The following is a 280-nucleotide window of genomic DNA, read 5'->3' as shown; positions in this document are numbered from 1 at the left end:
GTGAAGGAGGGTGGATTGGTAATGAATCATGGCATCACCGCCAAGCACACCGATGGCCGCCCGGTTGGACGAGGCGCTGGCGACTTCATAGAAAAATATGTGTTCCCCAACGGCGAGCTACCGCATCTGGCGATGATCTCTACCGAGATCAGTGACGCGGGGCTGGAGATCGTCGATGTCGAAAGCTTGCGCCTGCACTACGCGCGCACGCTCGATCACTGGAGTGAGAGACTGGAGGATAACCTCGAAGCTGCGGCGAAACTGGTGCCTGAGCAAGCAC

1 protein-coding gene is annotated in these 280 nt (G+C 58.2%); it reads left to right on the top strand.

The genetic code is table 11. The annotated features are described in order from the left end of the window. Positions 1-21 precede the first annotated feature (21 nt). A partial coding sequence (locus AAEY83_RS14320) for a class I SAM-dependent methyltransferase (RefSeq protein ID WP_351059879.1) occupies positions 22-280 on the top strand: 259 nt, incomplete at its 3' end.

This window comes from Psychrobacter sp. TB20-MNA-CIBAN-0197, assembly GCF_040309765.1.
GTDB lineage: Bacteria > Pseudomonadota > Gammaproteobacteria > Pseudomonadales > Moraxellaceae > Psychrobacter > Psychrobacter submarinus.
This window is presented reverse-complemented; position numbering and strand designations above follow the sequence as displayed.